The sequence below is a fragment of the Paenibacillus sp. NPDC058367 genome (assembly GCF_042723305.1).
Lineage (GTDB): Bacteria > Bacillota > Bacilli > Paenibacillales > Paenibacillaceae > Paenibacillus_AQ.
In genome coordinates, this window is sequence record NZ_JBHXIZ010000003.1 from 280,234 (window position 1) to 298,870 (window position 18,637).

Sequence of the window (18,637 nt, forward strand, 5' to 3'; positions counted from 1 at the left end):
AACCCTTTTATTGCAGTTTCGCTAAAAAGCTTGTCCCATACTGCGGCGCCTTCGCACCAAAGTTATCAGCAATGGTTGCAGCTACATCAGAGAAGGTTTCACGAATGCCCAAACTTTCTGGATGTTTAAACCGCGGGCTATAGATTAAGAGCGGTACATATTCACGGGTATGGTCAGTTCCACTATGGATCGGATCGTTACCATGGTCTGCAGAAATAATCAATAGATCATCTTCACCGAGCGTAGATAGAATTTCAGGCAGGGCCTGATCGAACACTTCCAGTGCACGACCGTATCCTTCTGGGTCACGACGATGTCCATACAAAGAATCAAAATCCACCAGATTCGTAAACAGGAAACCGTCAAACGGTTGACGAAGCTGCTCAATAGTAACTTCGATTCCATGTTCATTGCTCTTCGTTGGATAAGAAGCCGTAACTCCTTCTCCTGTAAAGATATCGTTGATCTTACCAACCGCGATAACATCCTTACCGATATCAGTCAGCGCGTTCATTACCGTTGGTTCTGGCGGCTTCACAGCATAGTCATGCCGGTTTGGCGTACGAACGAATTTCCCTGGTTCGCCAACATATGGACGAGCAATCACGCGACCAACCGAGAATTCTGGAGCCATCGTCAGCTCACGGGCTATTTTACAAGCGCTGTACAGCTCTTCAAGTGGAATGATATCTTCATGTGCAGCAAGCTGGAATACGCTGTCCGCAGAGGTATAGACAATCCAAGCACCGGTTTTCATTTGCTCTTCGCCGTATTCAACAAGAATCTCCGTTCCGGAAGCCGGTTTATTCCCGATTACCTTACGACCAGTTGCCGCTTCGAACTTCTCAATCAATTCTGCTGGAAAACCGTCAGGATACGTATTGAAAGGAACCTCAATCTTCAGCCCCATTAGCTCCCAGTGTCCGGTCATCGTATCCTTGCCTACAGATACTTCCTGCATTTTTCCGTAGTAACCTGTTGGTGAAGCTACAGGCTCTAGCGGTGGCAGCGGAGCAATATTAGCTAACCCGAGCTTCTGGAGATTAGGAAGCTTCAAACCAGGAACACGATCCAATATATGACCAAGCGTGTGCGACCCAGCATCACCGAAATTCGCAGCATCTGGCGCTTCACCGATACCAACACTATCTAGAACAATAAAACCAATTCGTTTAAATGAGGACATTGTTGTCTTCACTCCTTTTTTAATGTAGATATTCTTTCGTACCAACAAGAAGAAACGGCTGTACCGTCTTCCAGAAGACATACGCTTCCGAAGCTAGCGATACAATGTACCGCTTATCAGGTATCCGTTTCTGCTAAAAGATAACCTGCGGATCATTCCCCAGTCTATCCTTTCAGTATGATTCCATCATAACCATCTTACTCACAAAAAGCATCTTTAAAGCAGAATTATCGAGCTCTAGGATGGTGGCTCTCATATACTTCCTTCATATTCTTACGGGCTATACCGTTATAAATCTGAGTCGTCGAAATATCGGCATGACCCAGCATTTGTTGTACGGAACGCAAATCTGCTCCGCCTTCCAGTAAATGGGCTGCGAAGGAATGCCTAAGTGTATGCGGGGTAATATCCTGCTCAATGTTTGCTTCCCGTGCATATTTTTTTATGATTTTCCAAAAGCCTTGCCGGGTTAATCTTCCGCCTAGACTATTCAGGAACATGGCTGGTTCCTCCTGGTGATCACGAAGCAGCTTGTCCCGCATAAGTGAAGTGTAAGCCGCTACACTCTCAGCTGCAAGGGTTCCAATGGGAACTACCCGCTCCTTGCCAGAAGTTCCTGTACAACGCGCAAATTTCATATCCGTGTGCACATCATCCACGTTAAGTGAGATTAATTCAGAGACCTTTATGCCTGTTGCATAGAGTAATTCCAGCATAGCCTTATCGCGCATCCCTTGTGGCGTACTTACATCCGGCGCAGCCAATAACTGCTCTATTTCCGAAATGGTAAGCACCATAGGAGGTTTCTTATCAGGCTTCATGGTCTCCATGTCCAGTGTAGGATCCTGCTCAATCAAACGTTCCTTCAGCAAATAATGAAAAAAAGCACGGAGTGACACTGCGCTCCTGTTCAACGTTGCTGTTGCTCGACCAGCTCCGCGTAATGAGCCGAGATATAATATCACATGCGATCTTCGGATCTCATCAGGCTGACTAGCCCCCCGCTCTTCAGCGAACTCCAGAAACTGCGATACATCCCTACCGTAAGATTCCAGTGTATTCGGGGACAAGCCTTTATCTCCGGACAAATAATGTAAAAACGGCTGCAAGTGTGACTTCATTATTTCACGCTCCTGTCCTGGCGCAGCTACTCATAGTGACTTCCTGCAGCACATTCAGCATGAGGGTTCTGCAGATGTGTACATTTAGTATACGCTGCATGAATCCACCTTGTTTTCTTCGACATTCTTCTCGCTTGTTCCTGCTTCCTGCGAAGCTTTCATTCTCCATACCAGTAATAGAAGCGCAAACGCTGTCTTGTATCCAGACCATCATCACCACGATCGGCATGATCAAAAGCCCGAACAGCAGAGCCTTCAGGAATTCCATAATTCTCTATCGGACTGATCCATTCACCAAGCCAGCTCATAGCACTGTAGAGCAAATAGCTTAGAGCCACAAACATGATCATAAAATACAGCTTTCGAACTGTTTTGGGCACAGAAACGATCATATGGACGCCTCCCTCTAACATACAGTTAAGATCTGCTCGTCCTTCACCTTATGCACCAAAACGGACTGATATGTATACCTCCAATAGACCAATCATTTAAAAAGCTCTCTCCGGTAAAAAAACCGGGGAGAGCTTATGAAGTGAATTTCATTATAAGATGACTTAGGACGGATTTCCGTTTGAATTATTCTTATCGCTACACCGATAGCATATCCCATGAAAATCAAGTCTATGATCAAGCACTGTGAAATTAAATTCTTTCTCCAGTCGCTCTTCTAGCGGACCTAGCCAATCCTCGCGAATCTCATCCATACTACCGCATTGCACACAAATTAAATGATGATGATGGTGCTTCGCAGTATCTGTTCGCAGATCATAACGGGCGACACCGTCACCGAAGTTAATCTTTTCTACGACGTGAAGCTCGCTAAGAAGTTCCAGGGTACGATATACAGTCGCAAGACCGATCTCGGGAGCTTTCTCTTTCACGAGCATAAAAACATCTTCTGCGCTAAGATGGTCTTCCTCATTCTCCAGCAGCACTCTTAAGGTCGCTTCCCGTTGGGGTGTAAGCTTGTATCCTTGGGATTGTAACTGTTGCTTAATTTTGTCTATCCGAGCTTCCATTGTCTCCCTCCCCCTTGGAAAATAACCTCACCGGTCTTCAAACCACTTCTTCCATTATAGGGGGTGTCGCTTTGAGAAGTCAAACGCTTTTACTGCAAGCCCAAGGTAGTCACTGCTTGTACAAGTGAAGGCGTAACCCAGCGCATCATGATCGGCGTAACATAGGTCTCAAAACTAGAAATGCCCAGAATCAACAGTGCCATTACAAGTGACAATATGGTGTACATAGTAAAAGGTCGAGTCACTGGTGTCCGACGTTGTCCTAGCACTCGGCTACGAATCATCTGTAAGGAAAAGGCGATCGCCGCTGCACTACTTACTAACAACACAGGAATCAGTACCAGATTGTGCGGAGCCACGGAGACTAATGCGAATAGCATTCCATGCCATGAATATTGACTTACTAGACAACCGACCGTAAAGCCGATCAAAACCCCTTTAAGAAAATCAAGAATCAAGATTCCCGGAAGCCCAATGACTGATAATCCAAGGATCCAGATCAGCCCAATCCATTTCAGATTTAAGGCCGCTATACTCCAGTACGAATCAGGTGCTGCGGATAGACCCTGCTGATCAACCGTTACAAAGAAATTTCCTAGATAATCCCCCAGCTCCTGTTGCTGATCCATCGTAAGCGCACTAACGATAAGAGCTCCAAATACAACACCTACCAGAAATAATACGCCGACAAAAATATACAGAGGCGTCTGTTCCTTCATCATCAGCCTTAAATTACGCATCGAGACGTTCCCCTTTCCGGTTACATGTTACACCATATGAGAAAACGTCCCGCGATATGACTTGTCCTTAGGACAATAACTCTACTTTCCAGGTTGTACGACTTTACCGTATGTTCCCCCACCGCCTGCTGATAATTCCAATATGCCTGAGCGAGCCCGAACGATCATAGCCGCCAAATCCACTCCTACTACGCTAGCAATTTCCGCTTCACCACAATTATGTAAAATGTTCATCTCCGTGCCAAAAGCTTGCAGTAACGCGTTCATCTTAGCTTTCCCGAGGCCTGGAATAAATTCAAGTGGAACCTGATAGTGATAAGGCGGACGGTTTGCGGGTACTAGAGGCGTCTTGCGGTCTGCGATATCTAGGATCCGGTCGAATACACCTCTCACCAATTTAAGACTGCCACAATACTGGCAGCGTTCCGATGTGACATAAGCTTCGTCAATAATACTGCCACAACCTCCGCAGTAGGTTCGGTGGTATTTACCCAGCCGGGGGTTAAGTCCGAAATTGGCTGTTACCTTCCGCCCTTCCTTACGTTCTAGTGCGAGTCGTAGTTCAGCAAAAGAAGGTCGTGCCAACGCCATTACATTATACTCGCGACCTAGTTTGCCCAGTGAATGCGCATCAGAGTTCGTTAGGAATGTGAAGTTATCCAGCTCAGAAAGATAACCCGCCATTTCCGAATCTGCACTCAGCCCTAGCTCAACTGCTGCTATGCGATCCAGATCAAAGATGTCTGCCATACGCTCCGCTGCACAGCCGTACAAGCCCTTGTGAGGCGTGAATATATGTGCAGGGATAAGAATGCCTCCCCGCCCATAAATCTCATCCTGAAGCTCTCTAGCCGGAGCATACAGGCGCTGGGAACTTAGATTCACATTCCGCATATAGCGGCTCATCCACGCACTAAAATCGGTCATGCGCTCCACGTCCGGCATGTAGGCGAGCACATGGCACTCTTTTCGCCCAGGCTCGCGGATTTCAATCTCTGTTCCCAGAATGATCGTAGTCCCTCGGTAAGCAATCCCTCCACCTTCAGCTAACGTCATCTCTCCAGATTCCAAGGAACGCTGAATATCACGTAGAACGCCTGGTGAATGACTATCAATAATACCGATCATTTCTAGTCCCTTGCGCTCTGCAGCCTCTTTGGCAATGCCCGCAAAGGTAAGCTCGCGGCTGCCGCTGATTTTGACCGCTTGTCCTTCCGACGTTCGTCCAATATGAACATGCAGATCGCAATAGAAACTCTTCAATTCAGTTGTTAATTCCATTGGCCTGTCAGCGTATATAGATGCCAAGCATACACTGCCATCATCGTCTTCGCGTCCGCGATGCGCCCATCAGCCATATATTGATACGCTTCCTCCAGGGTAAGCTCCGAAACTTCTAGAAATTCGTCCTCGTCCAGGGACATATCCCCTGGCTTTGCATTAGTAGTCACATACAAATGAATAATCTCATCGGCGAAGCCGGGAGAAGTATAGAAGGATTTAAGCAATTTCAGATCTCCACTGTGAAATCCAGTCTCTTCCTGAAGTTCACGACCAGCCGCAACTAATGGATCTTCACCTTTATCCAGCTTCCCAGCCGGAATTTCTACTTCAGTGCGTTGCATGGGCTGACGGTATTGCTCTACAACAAGCATTTTGTTGTTGTTTAAAGCAAGCACCGCTACGGCGCCGGGATGCTTCACAACTTCACGTGTCGCAGTATTACCATCAGGCAGTCTCACTGTGTCCACCTGTAAAGATATAATCTTCCCATCAAAAACAGGCTGTGTAGATAATGTCACTTCATCAAGCTCGGGTTTGCTGTGCAAATGTTGTTCTCCCATAAAGTTTCTGGTCTCCTTTTTCTCTATTGTGCATACGGTGTATTATAGCAAACTTAAAGGGAAAGAAGGAATTTCAGATGAACGAAATCTTCAGCCGTACAAGCTCATCCGCAGTTACAATGGTAGGTAAACCGGAGGAAATCAAGGCCATTTTATCTAGGTGGATAGAGCGGTATGGGCCCGATATGCCTCTCTCATACATTCTCTCCCTAAAGGATCAATCCAAGATCATTCCAACCAAAGCAGGGTGAATTCTTAATCAAACATGCTTTTATAAATATAAGGAGCTGCTCCCAAGCTTAATAACTTGGAGGCAGCTCCTTCATTTAATTAAAAGAACTTTAGGTTAGCCCTTCACACTCTCTTTAACAATATTTACTACAAGCTCAGCCACTTTAACGATATCTTCGGCTTTAATTCGTTCCTTAGTGGTATGAATATGCTCATATCCTACAGCGAGATTAATGGTCGGAACATCTAAGCCATTGAATACGTTAGCGTCACTTCCTCCACCAGAGTGGAACAGACGCGGCGTAAGACCCATAGAAGTGATAGCCCGCTGTGCAAGCTGTACCACTGGATCATTTTCATTAAAGCTGAACGCCGGATAAATAATTTCACTGCGGAATTCGCATTCTGCACCGTATTCGCGGACAGTGGTCTCCAGTGCTTCACGCATCGAAGCGATTTGATCGCCAACTTTTTCCTGCACGATACTACGTGCTTCTGCGTCCAATTGAACGTGATCGCAAACCACATTCGTAGGTCCGCCGCCAGCGAATTTACCGATATTCGCAGTCGTTTCGTTGTCGATCCGACCAAGCTTCATGGCAGCAATCGCTTTGCTGGCTACTTGAATCGCACTGATGCCGTCTTCTGGATTAACACCTGCATGAGCTGATTTCCCGAAGATTTGCATCGTAATCTTAGCTTGTGTAGGTGCCGCAACTGCAATCGCACCGACTTCACCATTGGAATCGAGTGCGAAACCGAAGTCTGCATCCAAATTGCTCGGATCCATCGAACGTGCACCTAGCAATCCAGATTCTTCACCCGCAGTAATTACGAACTGAATCTGACCATGTGGCAATTTTTGCTCTTGAATCACTCTGATCGCTTCGAACAGTGCAGCTAGCCCAGCTTTGTCATCTGCTCCAAGGATCGTAGTGCCGTCACTTGTAATCCATCCATCCGCGCCGAGCGTAGGCTTGATATTTTGTCCAGGAACAACTGTATCCATATGGCAAGTGAACAGAAGCTTTGGCGCAGATCCACCGTTCTCAGCCGGCCAGGTAATGAACAGATTACCCGCTCCATGTCCAGTTCTTTCCTGGGAATCATCTTCGGTAACTTCTAAGCCAAGAGCGTTAAATTTGCTCTTGAGCACATCGGCAATCTGCCGTTCATTTCTTGTTTCACTATCAACTTGGACAAGCTCCATAAATTCTTGAATCAATCTGTCTTGTGAAATCACTGGACTTCCCTCTCTTTCGTGAATACGTTACAATGGTTGTACAGAAAGACCATCCATCTTCATGCTATTAACTTAAACTAAATCTAAAGGAGTTACTCATGCAACGTAATAAGTGGTTCAAAATCTTCATCTACGTCATGTTGTTCGCCATGATTGCCTCTACGCTCTTTATGGTTATCGAGCCTTTCCTTGCAGGATAATCTCTTCACAAGGAACATTGATAATAGCGGCTAGGGACCCCCTTGCCGCTATTTGGCTTGCCTGTTAGTTCGTTATTAAACCTTAAGCCATAGTGCCAAAGAACTCATCCTGCTCTTCATAAGGAAAGTGTCTTAGGAAATATGGAACCAATTCTTTGGCCACATCTTGTAGTTCAAAATGACGACCTGCACACTCTTCTAGGGAAGTTACTCCAAATTCAGTGATACCGCATGGAATAATCCCTTGAAAGCCGTATCCAGATATTCCTTCAGAAATGTTAAAAGCAAAACCATGGCTAGTAACAAACCCTCTTCGGAATTTGCTTTTGTTAAACTTGACACCAATGGCACAGATCTTCTCGTCGCCAACCCATACCCCTGTATACTCCGGCTTCCGTTCCCCTACAATTCCGTAGGATGCCAAATAATCAATAATCACTGCTTCCAGACTGCGCAAGTACCCGCGTAAATCTACCTTACCTTCTTCACCGAGCATAAGGATCGGATAACCTACAAGCTGACCCGGTCCGTGATATGTAATATCTCCTCCCCGGTCGATTTCAAACAGCGCAATTCCTTTTTCTTTGAGCTGCTCTTCATCTAGAAGAAGATGTTCGGGATGATTCTGTGAACCAATAGTATAGGTAGGCGGATGCTGCAAAAGAATCAATCGTTCCGGCTGCTCACCAGCATCAATGGCGTGCACACTTTCCTTTTGCAGATCCCAAGCCTCCCCATACTCCATAATAGGGTCATATGAAATCTGCAGCTTACGAATATCCGAATTATTCATACCGTCAGGTCCCCTTTTTCAGTCTCATGCCTGCACAGTTTGGCTCGTTATTATTTTTTAATAAAGTTTTGTATCTGGGGTATATCCTTCAATGTTATCCTTGACGCGTTGCAAGAAACGACCGCAAATCACTCCGTCCAGAATCCGATGATCCAGCGACAGACAAATATTAGCCATTGACCGTACACCTATCATATCGTTAATGACCACAGGTCTTTTTACAATTGATTCAAACGTTAAAATCGCTGCCTGTGGATAGTTAATGATTGGATAAGAAAGAATGGAGCCAAATGAGCCGGTATTATTTACAGTGAAAGTCCCTCCCTGCAAATCTTCCAGACTCAGTTTGCCTTCGCGGGTTTTTTGTGCCAATTCATCAATCTCACGTGCCAGCCCGGCAACGTTTTTCTGATCAGCCTTCTTAATTACTGGAGTGATAACCGAATCTTCAGTACCTACCGCTAACGAGATATTAATATCACGTTTGACAATAATTTTGTCTACAGCCCAGACAGAGTTCATAATCGGGTAATCCTTAATCGCACTCACAACAGCCTTCATCATGAAAGCCAGATAGGTTAGATTGATACCTTCCTTACGCTTGAACTCATCCTTATGTTTATTGCGCAGTGCGACCAGATTAGTCACATCTACCTCAATCATTGTCCAAGCATGCGGAATCTCCGAGACACTTTGGCGCATTCTTGTAGCGATTGTATTCCGGATTGGTGTTACATCAATCAGGTATTCCGAACTGCTGCCTCGGCCACCCTCGACTTCAATTGTTGGAATACGAGGAGATTCGCTCAAATGTAGACCCGAATGGCGAAGAGGCTCTTCCGCCTTCTTCTCTTGGGCTTGAATGAACTGTGGAGCAGGCGGTTGTGATACCACTGGGGTTGGTTGACTAGCAGAAATCGAAGCTGGAGATGTAGCTCCGCCACTTTCGATGAAGGCCAGCACATCCTTACGGGTAATTCTGCCCCCCATACCAGTACCCATAACTAAAGTCAGATCTATGTTATGCTCAGCCGCCAAAGTCTGTACCGCAGGAGAGTAGCGTGCACGCATCGTATCGTTAGCAGTTGAAGTCGCATTTTGTTCTGCAACATTATTAGCTGCAACTGTGTTAGTGTTAGTCACGTTTGCAGCAGCAGCAGATGCAGTCACAGGCACGGCAATACGACAAATGACTTCGCCGACATTGACAACCTGACCTTCTTCCGCCAATAGTTCACCCATAACTCCATCTATTGTTGAAGGCAATTCAGCATTTACTTTATCTGTAATAAGCTCACATATTGGTTCGTATTGCTCTACCGGATCGCCCGGTTTCTTCAGCCATTTGCCGATCGTCGCCGATACTAGCGATTCCGCCAGCTGCGGCATGATCACGTCAGTCAACTTTTGGTTGTCAGACATCTTTTCACTCCTCAAATGTTTTACGAAGTAAAACTCACTTCGTAAGCATAATCTTTAAGTTGTACGAAGCTTCGCGTCCACTCAACTATTTTAATATTGCGCCAGTCGAAGCATTTCCGCCTTCACTTTTTCTTTGCTAAGCATGAAGAACTTCTCCATTGGCGGGCTGATTGGCATCGCTGGAACATCGGGACCACAAAGACGGAAGATCGGCGCGTCTAGTTCAAATAGACAATGCTCAGCGATAATCGCCGCCACTTCGCCACCAATACCGCCCGTTTTATTGTCCTCGTGCACAATAAGAACCTTTCCTGTCTCACGAGCAGCAGCTATGATCGCCTCACGGTCAAGAGGCTGCAAGGTCCGCAGATCCAAAATATGCGCTGTAATACCTTCTTCGCGCTCCAATTCTTCTGCTGCTTGCATCGCAAAATGCAATGGCAAACTATAACCAATAACCGTAATATCTGTTCCCTTACGCAGCAGATTAGCTTCGCCAATTGGAACAGTGTAATCACCTTCTGGCACTTCTTCCTTGATCAGCTTATAGCACTTTTTGTTCTCGAAGAATAAAACCGGATCAGGATCACGTACGGCTGCCTTCAGTAGTCCCTTTGCATCGTAAGCTGAGTAAGGTGCGACAATCTTCAATCCTGGTGTACCGAAGAAAATCGATTCCGGGCACTGAGAATGGTATAGACCGCCGAATACACCGCCGCCGATAGGCGCACGTATGACAACCGGGCAATTCCAATCGTTATTTGAACGATAGCGGATTTTGGCCGCTTCGCTAATGATTTGATTCGTTGCTGGAAGCATGAAGTCAGAGTACTGCATTTCAGCAATCGGCTTCATACCATACATAGCTGCACCAATCGCCACACCAGCTATAGCTGATTCCGCTAACGGTGTATCTAGTACGCGCTCTTCTCCGAACTGTTCTTGCAGGCCTTTTGTTGTGGTAAATACGCCACCTTTGAGACCCACGTCCTCACCAAGCACAAACACGGATTCATCGCGTTCCATTTCTTCCTTCATCGCGAGCCGAATGGCATCGATATATTCCATTATAGCCATGGTTTATGCTCCTCCTTTCAGGTCGGAATCACTGTAAACATGCAGCAGTGTATCTTCCGGTTTCGGAAACGGAGCGTTGTCAGCATATTCGATAGCTGCTTTAAGCTCAAGATTGCATTCAGCAATAAGATCTTGTTCTTGCTCGTCACTCCAAAGTCCTAGACCAATTAGGTAATTTCGGAATCCTGCTACGCCGTCCTTCTTCCAATTCTCATCAACCTCTTCTTTGGTCCGATAAGCCAAATCATTATCCGAGGTGGAGTGTGGAGATAAACGGTACATCATGGCTTCGATCAACGTAGGACCTTCACCCGCAAGTGCTCTTTCCCGAGCTTCCTTAACGACACGATATACTTCCAGTGGATCATTGCCGTCTACACGCACACCTGGAAACCCATAACCCAGAGCTCGGTCGCTGACCTTACCGCCAAGCTGTTTGTGAGCAGGAATAGAGATCGCGTACTGATTATTCTGACACATGATAATAACCGGCAGCTTATTCACTCCGGCAAAGTTACAAGCTTCATGAAAATCGCCTTGGTTGCTAGAGCCTTCCCCGAAGGTTACAAATGAGACGAATTTTTTCTTTTGCATTTTGGCTGCCAAAGCAAAACCAACCGCATGAGGGACCTGCGTGGTTACAGGACTTGAGCCTGTCACAATACGCAGACGCTTACTACCAAAGTGACCTGGCATTTGCCGCCCACCACTGTTTGGATCTTCTGCCTTTGCGAACACAGACAGCATCAATTCACGAGTAGTCATACCCACGGAGAGTACGAAAGCATAATCACGGTAATAAGGTAAAAAATAATCATTCTGCCGGTCCAGCGCAAATGCTGCTGCTACCTGACCCGCCTCCTGGCCAATGCCGGAGACATGAAAGTTAATCTTGCCAGCGCGCTGAAGCAGCAGACTGCGCTCGTCGTATTTACGTGCGAGCAGCATATATCTGTACATATCGATGACCTGGCCGTCACTTAGTCCAAGCTGCTTATGTCTGTTAATCGTTTCTACAGTATCTTGGGATTCCATAAAGAGATACCTCCTTATTCATAAAGCCTGAGTCTTACAGGATTTAAGACCAATTGTATCCTGATCTTAAAACCTGGTACTAAGACTTGGCTTGAGTTTATTATAATCCCTTTTTACCCAAAAAGAAAAGCTAAATCCCGATAGATCTTCCATCTACAGCTAACATTGCTTCTCCAACGATCTCCGAAAGTGTAGGGTGAGCATGAATAGCCTCGCCAACCTCCCAAGGTGTTGCATCCAGCAGTTGAGCCAATGCAGCTTCCCCGATTAGATCCGTAACATGCGGACCTATCATCTGCACACCGAGAATATCTCCGCTGCTTCGGTCCGCCACAACTTTAACAAACCCGTCCTTCTGACCGTACACAATCGCCTTGCCAATGGCCGAGAAGGGGAATTTACCAGTTACTACATCATGTCCCAATGCTTTAGCTTCCTTCTCAGTGTGACCCACACTCGCAACTTCAGGACGTGTGTAGACACAACGCGGTACAAGATGTGTATGATAAGGATGAAGTTTCTCACCGGAGAGATGATTTACCGCCATGATACCTTCATGGCTAGCGGCATGAGCTAATTGTAGCCCACCGATACAGTCGCCAATCGCATAAATATGCGGCTCAGCCGTTTGCATACTAGCATTTACAGCGATAATTCCTTTATCAAAGCGAATATCTGTATTTTCCAGACCAATATTCTCTACATTCGCTACTCTACCTACGGATACAAGCAGCTTTTCTGCAGATAGACTTTGAGTTTGCTCTCCCTTACGGGCATCGATCGAAATTCCATCGTCCGTTACCTTGCAGGTTGCAGCATCCACTGTAGTTTCAGTCAGTACTTTAACACCACGTTTTTTAAGTAAACGTTGCAGTTCTTTAGCTACTTCTTCATCCTCTTGAGGGAGTAACTGACTAGCAGCTTCAACTACCGTAACCTGTACTCCGAAATCAACCAGCATAGAGGCCCATTCCACCCCAATTACTCCGCCTCCAACAATAATGATGGAAGAGGGTAACTCGTCGAGGGTGAGCGCTTCGTCACTGCTAAGAATAACTTTCCCGTCTGGTTCCAGACCAGGTAATACACGCGGACGAGATCCTGTAGCAATAATAAGATGGTTAGAGACCACTGTTTCCATTTCACCGTCTTCTAGTTCCACAGCAACTGCACCACTACGCGGTGAAAAAATAGAGGGACCCGTCACGCGCCCCTTGCCTTTAATAACTTGTATTTTATTTTTGCGCATCAAATATTGTACGCCCTGATGAAGTTGTTCAACTACCGCTTCCTTGCGCTTTTGTACTTTTGGGAATACAAGCTGTACTCCGCTTGTCTCAATGCCATAGCTCTCGCTCTCATTGATTTCAGCATATACTTCTGCACTTCTGAGCAGCGATTTGCTAGGGATGCAGCCACGGTGAAGGCAGGTTCCTCCCAGTTTGTCCATTTCGATGACGACGACGGACTTTCCAAGCTGTGCAGCGCGAATGGCTGCCACATATCCCCCGGTTCCTCCGCCAAGTATGGCCACGTCACATGAAATTGTCATGATATGTATCCTCCAGTCATTACACGTAAGTTCATTTTACATTGTATATTGTACTCTCTTTTTAGCGTATTACAAAACTTATAAACGTCATATCCAAATGGACTTTTTCTTACTAAAGCGTTATCATATGGTTGAATCTAATGGGCTAAGAGGGGTAGGAGACACTTATGAAACTATTAATTTCACGCTTCATTGCCATCCTTATTCTTGTGTTTCCTGGTTTAATTGCAATGAAGGGCTTCTTAATGATGAAGGACGATATTTTTGATTATATCTCTATGCACGGCGATGAAACCGTTGTTCCAGATTTTGCTTGGCTGCATTTCGGCGGAGGGTTTCTGCTCTTTGCAGCAGGTATGACTTTCCTTGGCGGCTGGATTCTGGCAAGAGACCGCAAACGTAATTATGTTGGCCCTCGGTTCAAGGAGAAACAAAAAGCGAAACAAGCTGCCGCGCAAGAAACGATCTCATAAGCAGCATAATCATCCCCTCATTGTACAATCGAAATCTATTGCACATTCTGCAATTAAACCATCCGACAACTCACTTCAATGTATAATGAATATCCACACATTACATAAAGGCGAGAGTTTTCATGGACGCGACCTGCGCTTCCTTGAAAACCCCCGCCTTTTTATGCACAGCTTAAAGCCTAGCCTTATCAAGTACTTCTCTACGACCGCCTTGCACCAACTCGCTGTACAAGCCACCTTGCTTCAACAACTCCTCATGGGTGCCCTGCTGCAGCAATCTGCCCCCTTGAAGAACAAGAATTCGATCAGCTGCACGGATGGTGCCCAGTCTATGGGCAATAACGAAGCTAGTCCGTCCCTTCATTAGCGCCTGAAGTCCTTCCTGAATCTTGATCTCGGTCACCGTATCGATACTGCTAGTAGCTTCATCAAGAACAAGCATCGAAGGATTGGCAAGAATGGCTCTTGCAATGGATAGCAATTGCTTCTGTCCTTGGCTTATGCCGCTACCATCTGCAGAGAGCATTCGATCATAACCTTCCGGCATTCGGATAATAAAAGAATGAGCGTTAGCCAGCTTGGCCGCCGCCTCGACCTCTTCATCGGAAGCATCCAGTCTACCGTAACGAATATTATCGCGGATGCTGCCCTTGAATAAAAAGGAGTCCTGCAATACAAACGCCATATGGCTCCTCAGGCTTTCACGCCGAATCGAAGTGACATCTAAGCCATCCAGCGTAATCTTACCCTGATTAGGATCATAGAAACGAGATAACAGCCCGATAAGTGTTGTTTTGCCGGCACCGGTAGGTCCTACTAAGGCAATCATCTCACCAGGCTTCGCTTCAAAGCTAATATCATGCAGTGTGTTAGAACTTCCGTCATATGAAAAAGATACCTTTTCGAACTTCACTGCACCTTCAACTTTAACCAGCGAAGTGGCTGCACCTTCATCTTTAGCTTCCGTCTCTTCGTCCAGCACTTCAAACACTCTTTCCGCTCCCGCAACCGCTGACAGTAGTGTATTCCACTGATTCGCTAAGTCATTCAGAGGGCGAGTAAATTGACGCGTATATTCTACAAACACAATAATCACACCGACCGTAATCGCTCCGCGAATCGCTAACAAACCACCGACTCCAGCCACAATAGCGAAGCTCAAATTATTAAGTCCATTCATCAGCTTAGGAATGAAGCCAGAAATCGACTGTGCCCAGTATCCAGAGAGCATAATTCGCTCATTGCGTTCATGAAATCCGGCAATGACCCGTTCCTCTTGTGAAAAAGCCTTGATAATCCGTTGACCGGATAACGTCTCTTCTATATAACCGTTTAACTCACCCACATTGCGCTGACGTTCCTTAAAAAGCGGACCCGTACGCCGAGTAATCCAGCGCATGCCTAATAACATCAACGGCACAACCAGGAACGTGAGCAGCGTCAGTAGAGGACTGAGCCAGAGCATTACCCCCACCGTGCCGAGCAATGTCAAAACACTGGAAAAGATCTGAATAGCTGAGCTATTCAGCGTAGAGCTGACGTTCTCAATATCGTTGGTGAGGCGACTCATAATTTCGCCCTGCTGTCTCCGATTAAAAAATGAGATGGGCAACCGATGAAGATGGGAAAACAACTCCGTGCGCATCCGAAATACGGTCTCCTGGGCAATTTCAATCATCCATATATTTTGCAGCCAAGAAGTTAATGAATAGAAGATATAAACACTAGCTAGACTGATCAGAAAAATCGTCCACGATCGTCCGCCAGTGCCTTCCAGATAATCATCCACAGCTTTACCAATCATATAAGGCCCGAGCAGTGCTAAAGCCGAGCTGAAGACTACCATTAAGAGAACGAGAAAAAGCTTAGCTTTACGCTCGGCAAGGTAGCTCCAAATCCGCATGAGCGTGCCGCCCCAATCCTTCGCCTTTGCTTTTGGCTTCCCTCCAGCAGCTGAACCAAGGCTTCTTCCTGCTCCAAGCTCAATGACAGGTTTTGGGTGACGAAAGGGTTCAAGAATTGCTTTGAACATGCTGCTTCGCCTCCTCTACCTGTGATTCATAAATCTTGCGGTACAGCGCAGAGCTTGTCATAAGCTCCTCATGTGTTCCCTTACCGATTAAGCGTCCTTCATCCAACAGCAGAATCAAATCTGCAGATGCAGTAGAACTGATCTTCTGAGTAATCAGGAAGGTTGTACATGAAATCTCTTTCAGTGCCTCCAGCAAAAGTCCTTCTGTCACAGCATCAAGCGCACTCGTACTGTCATCGAGGATCAAAATAGCAGGTTTCCTCACAAGCGCCCGAGCAATGGTCAAGCGTTGCTTTTGTCCACCAGACAGATTTACCCCTCGCTGACCAAGCATTGTATCATAGCCATTGGGCAGATCCATCACTGTTGCGTGAATTTGTGCGGCAGCTGCTGCGTGTTCGATTTGTTCCTGTGTGGCATGTTCATTGCCCCAAGCGATATTATCGCGAATCGATCCGCTGAAGAGCTGCAGTTCTTGAGGAACGTAACCGATCGATCGCCGCAATCTTGAAATATCGATATCGGTGCTCTTTTGCCCATCAATGCGAATGGTACCTTCTGTCTCTTCATATAAACGTGGGATTAGACCGACAAGAGAAGACTTTCCTGATCCGGTGGCTCCCATAATCGCTACACGCTCACCAGCAGCAACTTCAAAAGTAATATCCTCTAGCACCGAAATATCACTCTCAGGATACTTGAAGCTGATGCCTTCAAATTGGACGTGACCCTGTATTGGTTCGCCCTTTGCGGCTCCGCCTTCCTTAACTCCAGCGCCTGCTGACATCACTTCTGTAATACGCTGTGAGGAGGCACGTGCTCGGGAAATTGTAACGACAAGTCCAGATATAGCTGACAACGCTCCTATGGTTCGTAAAGAGTAGTTAATAACTGCAACAGTTTCTCCTAAAGTAGCATCCCCATTTGCAATCTCAATCCGTCCAAACCATAGGATCGACATAATCGCTGCATTCACAATAAGCATAACAAATGGCATCGTTGTCTCTGTCAAACGTAGCGCAGATACCGTGGATTTCATCAAATTCCCGCTAAAGACCGTGAAACGTCCAATCTCATGTCCCATGCGCACGAACACACGGATTAAGCGAATTCCCGTTAAATTCTCCTGGATTACACCATTCACACCGTCTAGCCGATTTTGTACGTTGCGAAATAACAAAGAAGCTTTTCTCATGATGAAGTAAAGGAAGAGAAGCAACAAAGGTAGAGCTACAGTGAGAAATAACCCCAGCTTCACATGAACAACCAATGCCATAATCACACTGCCCACCACAACCAGTGGCACCCGTGTCATAAAGCGGAGGCTCATAAATATAGTGTCCTGCAGCTGCGATACATCGCCGGTCAGACGCGTGATCAGCGACGAGGTAGCAAACCGATTGAATACTTCATATGTAAACGATTGTACCTTTTCATATAACTTGTCCCTAAGATCAAACGCAAAGCTCTGACTCGCATGGGCAGCAAAAAAAGAACTTAATACCCCAGCTATAAACGCGACTACTGCGCTGCCAATCAATACACCGCCCCAGAGCCATACTACAGAGGAATTTTGTTCTTTAATGCCCTGGTCAATAATTTTGGAAATGAGTAAAGGCTGTGACAATTCCACCGCTAGTTCAATAAGCATCATCACTAGGGCAGCTATTGCAGCGACTTTATATTTTTTGAGAAAAGAGAAAATCAAACCCATTCGCATACCCTCTTTTTCTATTCGTACAGTGCATCCCTTAAACGAGTCGACATTGTGGAAGCCTGCCCAGTTTTCATTATTGCCCGCCGCAGCGCTTTATTGCTTCGATTCAATTCCACCAAATCTGCCATCATCTCTTCCAGCAAAGCCTCAGCCTCGATAGAAAGATTTCCATTCTGCTGAATCAGAGCTAACCGTTCCTTGTATTCGTCTATTTTTTCATTCACACATATTACTTCCTTTCCAATCACATGATTCCTTTTATCATACCACATTCAATTCTATCGCAATCTTTTCACTGGATACAGCTGACACGAATATGATACTCTAATGAGGTCGCATTTTTAAGATTAGATAATTGGCTTATACGAAAGGATAGATGGAAGTGGCACAATTGTTTTTCAAATACGGAGCAATGAACAGCGGTAAATCCATTGAGATACTCAAGGTTGCGCATAATTATGAAGAGCAAGGGAAATCGGTGCTCATTTTCACTCCATCCATAGACGATCGGGACGAAGTTGGTTTTATCTCCTCCCGTATTGGGCTGCGGAAACAGGCCATACCCGTCGACGAGAATACCGATATTTATAATATCGTCAGCAGTAACCAGCCCAAACCCCACTGTGTACTAATTGATGAATGTCAATTTCTAAGCAAGGACTGCATTCTTCAGCTAGTACGAATTGTGGATGAACTAGGCATTCCCGTTATGGCATTTGGACTTAAAAATGATTTCCAGAACCAGCTATTTGAAGGCAGCAAATACATGCTGATTTACGCTGATAAAATCGAGGAAATGAAGACCATTTGCTGGTTCTGCGAGCGCAAAGCAACGATGGCTCTAAGAGTAGAAAATGGTAAGCCTGTATACAGCGGCAAGCAAATCCAAATTGGCGGCAATGAAGCCTACTATCCAGTGTGCCGTAAATGTCACAAGAATCCTCCACTATAA

20 protein-coding genes are annotated in these 18,637 nt (G+C 45.9%); 4 read left to right on the forward strand and 16 right to left on the reverse strand.

Annotated features, from left to right (window positions below; genetic code table 11):
• Positions 1–7: 7 nt before the first annotated feature.
• From deoB to ACFWMP_RS18135, 7 genes are all read right to left on the reverse strand, one after another.
• Positions 8–1,186: a phosphopentomutase gene (gene deoB, locus ACFWMP_RS18105; RefSeq protein WP_042190363.1), complete on the reverse strand. Its 1,179-nt coding sequence runs from the start codon at positions 1,184–1,186 to the stop codon at positions 8–10.
• Positions 1,187–1,413: 227 nt separating this feature from the next.
• Positions 1,414–2,307, reverse strand: coding sequence for a site-specific tyrosine recombinase XerD (gene xerD, locus ACFWMP_RS18110; RefSeq protein WP_042190365.1), 894 nt, complete (start codon positions 2,305–2,307; stop codon positions 1,414–1,416).
• 158 nt (positions 2,308–2,465) lie between these two features.
• Positions 2,466–2,699, reverse strand: coding sequence for a DUF4227 family protein (locus tag ACFWMP_RS18115; protein ID WP_188114651.1), 234 nt, complete (start codon positions 2,697–2,699; stop codon positions 2,466–2,468).
• A 162-nt stretch (positions 2,700–2,861) separates the two neighbouring features.
• Entirely contained in the window at positions 2,862–3,326 is a 465-nt protein-coding gene (gene fur, locus ACFWMP_RS18120) for a ferric iron uptake transcriptional regulator (RefSeq protein ID WP_042129744.1), read from the reverse strand.
• Between the two features lie 89 nt (positions 3,327–3,415).
• Complete coding sequence (gene spoIIM, locus ACFWMP_RS18125; protein WP_339242821.1) at positions 3,416–4,066, reverse strand: stage II sporulation protein M; 651 nt, start codon at positions 4,064–4,066, stop codon at positions 3,416–3,418.
• Between the two features lie 81 nt (positions 4,067–4,147).
• Positions 4,148–5,347, reverse strand: a complete 1,200-nt coding sequence (locus ACFWMP_RS18130; protein ID WP_379424398.1) for an endonuclease Q family protein — start codon at positions 5,345–5,347, stop codon at positions 4,148–4,150.
• Positions 5,338–5,910: an NUDIX hydrolase gene (locus ACFWMP_RS18135; protein ID WP_076299537.1), complete on the reverse strand. Its 573-nt coding sequence runs from the start codon at positions 5,908–5,910 to the stop codon at positions 5,338–5,340. Before ACFWMP_RS18135 ends, ACFWMP_RS18130 begins: the two co-directional genes overlap by 10 nt.
• Before the next feature lie 77 nt (positions 5,911–5,987).
• Between ACFWMP_RS18135 and ACFWMP_RS18140 the strand changes: the two genes are divergently transcribed.
• Entirely contained in the window at positions 5,988–6,161 is a 174-nt protein-coding gene (locus ACFWMP_RS18140; RefSeq protein ID WP_379424399.1) for a hypothetical protein, read from the forward strand.
• Between the two features lie 95 nt (positions 6,162–6,256).
• Here ACFWMP_RS18140 and ACFWMP_RS18145 read toward each other — a convergent pair whose 3' ends face one another.
• Positions 6,257–7,384 (reverse strand): tripeptidase T, encoded by a 1,128-nt coding sequence (locus ACFWMP_RS18145; protein ID WP_339266270.1) that lies wholly within the window; start codon positions 7,382–7,384, stop codon positions 6,257–6,259.
• A gap of 98 nt (positions 7,385–7,482) precedes the next feature.
• Here ACFWMP_RS18145 and prli42 point away from each other — a divergent pair, with 98 nt between their 5' ends.
• Entirely contained in the window at positions 7,483–7,584 is a 102-nt protein-coding gene (gene prli42, locus ACFWMP_RS18150) for a stressosome-associated protein Prli42 (protein ID WP_094872112.1), read from the forward strand.
• Positions 7,585–7,666: 82 nt separating this feature from the next.
• Here the strand turns inward: prli42 and lipB are convergent, their stop codons facing one another.
• The 5 genes from lipB to lpdA form a co-directional block, all read right to left on the reverse strand.
• Entirely contained in the window at positions 7,667–8,377 is a 711-nt protein-coding gene (gene lipB / locus ACFWMP_RS18155) for a lipoyl(octanoyl) transferase LipB (protein ID WP_076284505.1), read from the reverse strand.
• A 57-nt stretch (positions 8,378–8,434) separates the two neighbouring features.
• Positions 8,435–9,799, reverse strand: a complete 1,365-nt coding sequence (locus ACFWMP_RS18160) for a dihydrolipoamide acetyltransferase family protein (RefSeq protein ID WP_379424400.1) — start codon at positions 9,797–9,799, stop codon at positions 8,435–8,437.
• A gap of 90 nt (positions 9,800–9,889) precedes the next feature.
• Positions 9,890–10,876 (reverse strand): alpha-ketoacid dehydrogenase subunit beta, encoded by a 987-nt coding sequence (locus tag ACFWMP_RS18165; RefSeq protein WP_042190385.1) that lies wholly within the window; start codon positions 10,874–10,876, stop codon positions 9,890–9,892.
• Positions 10,877–10,879: 3 nt separating this feature from the next.
• Positions 10,880–11,911 carry a thiamine pyrophosphate-dependent dehydrogenase E1 component subunit alpha gene (locus tag ACFWMP_RS18170; protein ID WP_042190387.1) on the reverse strand — a complete coding sequence of 344 codons (1,032 nt, stop codon included), beginning with the start codon at positions 11,909–11,911 and terminating at the stop codon, positions 10,880–10,882.
• 130 nt (positions 11,912–12,041) lie between these two features.
• Positions 12,042–13,463, reverse strand: a complete 1,422-nt coding sequence (lpdA, locus tag ACFWMP_RS18175; RefSeq protein WP_042190390.1) for a dihydrolipoyl dehydrogenase — start codon at positions 13,461–13,463, stop codon at positions 12,042–12,044.
• A gap of 167 nt (positions 13,464–13,630) precedes the next feature.
• Between lpdA and ACFWMP_RS18180 the strand changes: the two genes are divergently transcribed.
• Positions 13,631–13,936, forward strand: a complete 306-nt coding sequence (locus tag ACFWMP_RS18180; protein ID WP_379424401.1) for a DUF2627 domain-containing protein — start codon at positions 13,631–13,633, stop codon at positions 13,934–13,936.
• Positions 13,937–14,108: 172 nt separating this feature from the next.
• Here the strand turns inward: ACFWMP_RS18180 and ACFWMP_RS18185 are convergent, their stop codons facing one another.
• The 3 genes from ACFWMP_RS18185 to ACFWMP_RS18195 are packed head-to-tail and all read right to left on the reverse strand — an operon-like array spanning position 14,109 to position 17,909.
• Entirely contained in the window at positions 14,109–15,968 is a 1,860-nt protein-coding gene (locus ACFWMP_RS18185; protein ID WP_379424402.1) for an ABC transporter ATP-binding protein, read from the reverse strand.
• On the reverse strand, positions 15,949–17,682 hold the full coding sequence (locus ACFWMP_RS18190; RefSeq protein ID WP_379424403.1) for an ABC transporter ATP-binding protein: 1,734 nt from the start codon (positions 17,680–17,682) through the stop codon (positions 15,949–15,951). Before ACFWMP_RS18190 ends, ACFWMP_RS18185 begins: the two co-directional genes overlap by 20 nt.
• Before the next feature lie 17 nt (positions 17,683–17,699).
• Positions 17,700–17,909, reverse strand: a complete 210-nt coding sequence (locus ACFWMP_RS18195) for a Ni2+-binding GTPase (RefSeq protein ID WP_379424404.1) — start codon at positions 17,907–17,909, stop codon at positions 17,700–17,702.
• A 158-nt stretch (positions 17,910–18,067) separates the two neighbouring features.
• On the opposite strand from ACFWMP_RS18195, the gene ACFWMP_RS18200 reads away from it, so the two are divergent.
• Positions 18,068–18,637, forward strand: a complete 570-nt coding sequence (locus ACFWMP_RS18200) for a thymidine kinase (RefSeq protein ID WP_042129772.1) — start codon at positions 18,068–18,070, stop codon at positions 18,635–18,637.

Coding starts and splice junctions, on each gene's coding strand:
- ACFWMP_RS18170 (WP_042190387.1), bottom strand. CDS start 11,911: ATGGAATCCCAAGATACTGTAGAAACGATTAACAGACATAAGCAGCTT.
- ACFWMP_RS18190 (WP_379424403.1), bottom strand. CDS start 17,682: ATGGGTTTGATTTTCTCTTTTCTCAAAAAATATAAAGTCGCTGCAATA.
- xerD (WP_042190365.1), bottom strand. CDS start 2,307: ATGAAGTCACACTTGCAGCCGTTTTTACATTATTTGTCCGGAGATAAA.
- ACFWMP_RS18180 (WP_379424401.1), top strand. CDS start 13,631: ATGAAACTATTAATTTCACGCTTCATTGCCATCCTTATTCTTGTGTTT.
- spoIIM (WP_339242821.1), bottom strand. CDS start 4,066: ATGCGTAATTTAAGGCTGATGATGAAGGAACAGACGCCTCTGTATATT.
- lipB (WP_076284505.1), bottom strand. CDS start 8,377: ATGAATAATTCGGATATTCGTAAGCTGCAGATTTCATATGACCCTATT.
- fur (WP_042129744.1), bottom strand. CDS start 3,326: ATGGAAGCTCGGATAGACAAAATTAAGCAACAGTTACAATCCCAAGGA.
- lpdA (WP_042190390.1), bottom strand. CDS start 13,463: ATGACAATTTCATGTGACGTGGCCATACTTGGCGGAGGAACCGGGGGA.
- ACFWMP_RS18130 (WP_379424398.1), bottom strand. CDS start 5,347: ATGGAATTAACAACTGAATTGAAGAGTTTCTATTGCGATCTGCATGTT.
- ACFWMP_RS18115 (WP_188114651.1), bottom strand. CDS start 2,699: ATGATCGTTTCTGTGCCCAAAACAGTTCGAAAGCTGTATTTTATGATC.
- prli42 (WP_094872112.1), top strand. CDS start 7,483: ATGCAACGTAATAAGTGGTTCAAAATCTTCATCTACGTCATGTTGTTC.
- deoB (WP_042190363.1), bottom strand. CDS start 1,186: ATGTCCTCATTTAAACGAATTGGTTTTATTGTTCTAGATAGTGTTGGT.
- ACFWMP_RS18185 (WP_379424402.1), bottom strand. CDS start 15,968: ATGTTCAAAGCAATTCTTGAACCCTTTCGTCACCCAAAACCTGTCATT.
- ACFWMP_RS18160 (WP_379424400.1), bottom strand. CDS start 9,799: ATGTCTGACAACCAAAAGTTGACTGACGTGATCATGCCGCAGCTGGCG.
- ACFWMP_RS18165 (WP_042190385.1), bottom strand. CDS start 10,876: ATGGCTATAATGGAATATATCGATGCCATTCGGCTCGCGATGAAGGAA.
- ACFWMP_RS18140 (WP_379424399.1), top strand. CDS start 5,988: ATGAACGAAATCTTCAGCCGTACAAGCTCATCCGCAGTTACAATGGTA.
- ACFWMP_RS18135 (WP_076299537.1), bottom strand. CDS start 5,910: ATGGGAGAACAACATTTGCACAGCAAACCCGAGCTTGATGAAGTGACA.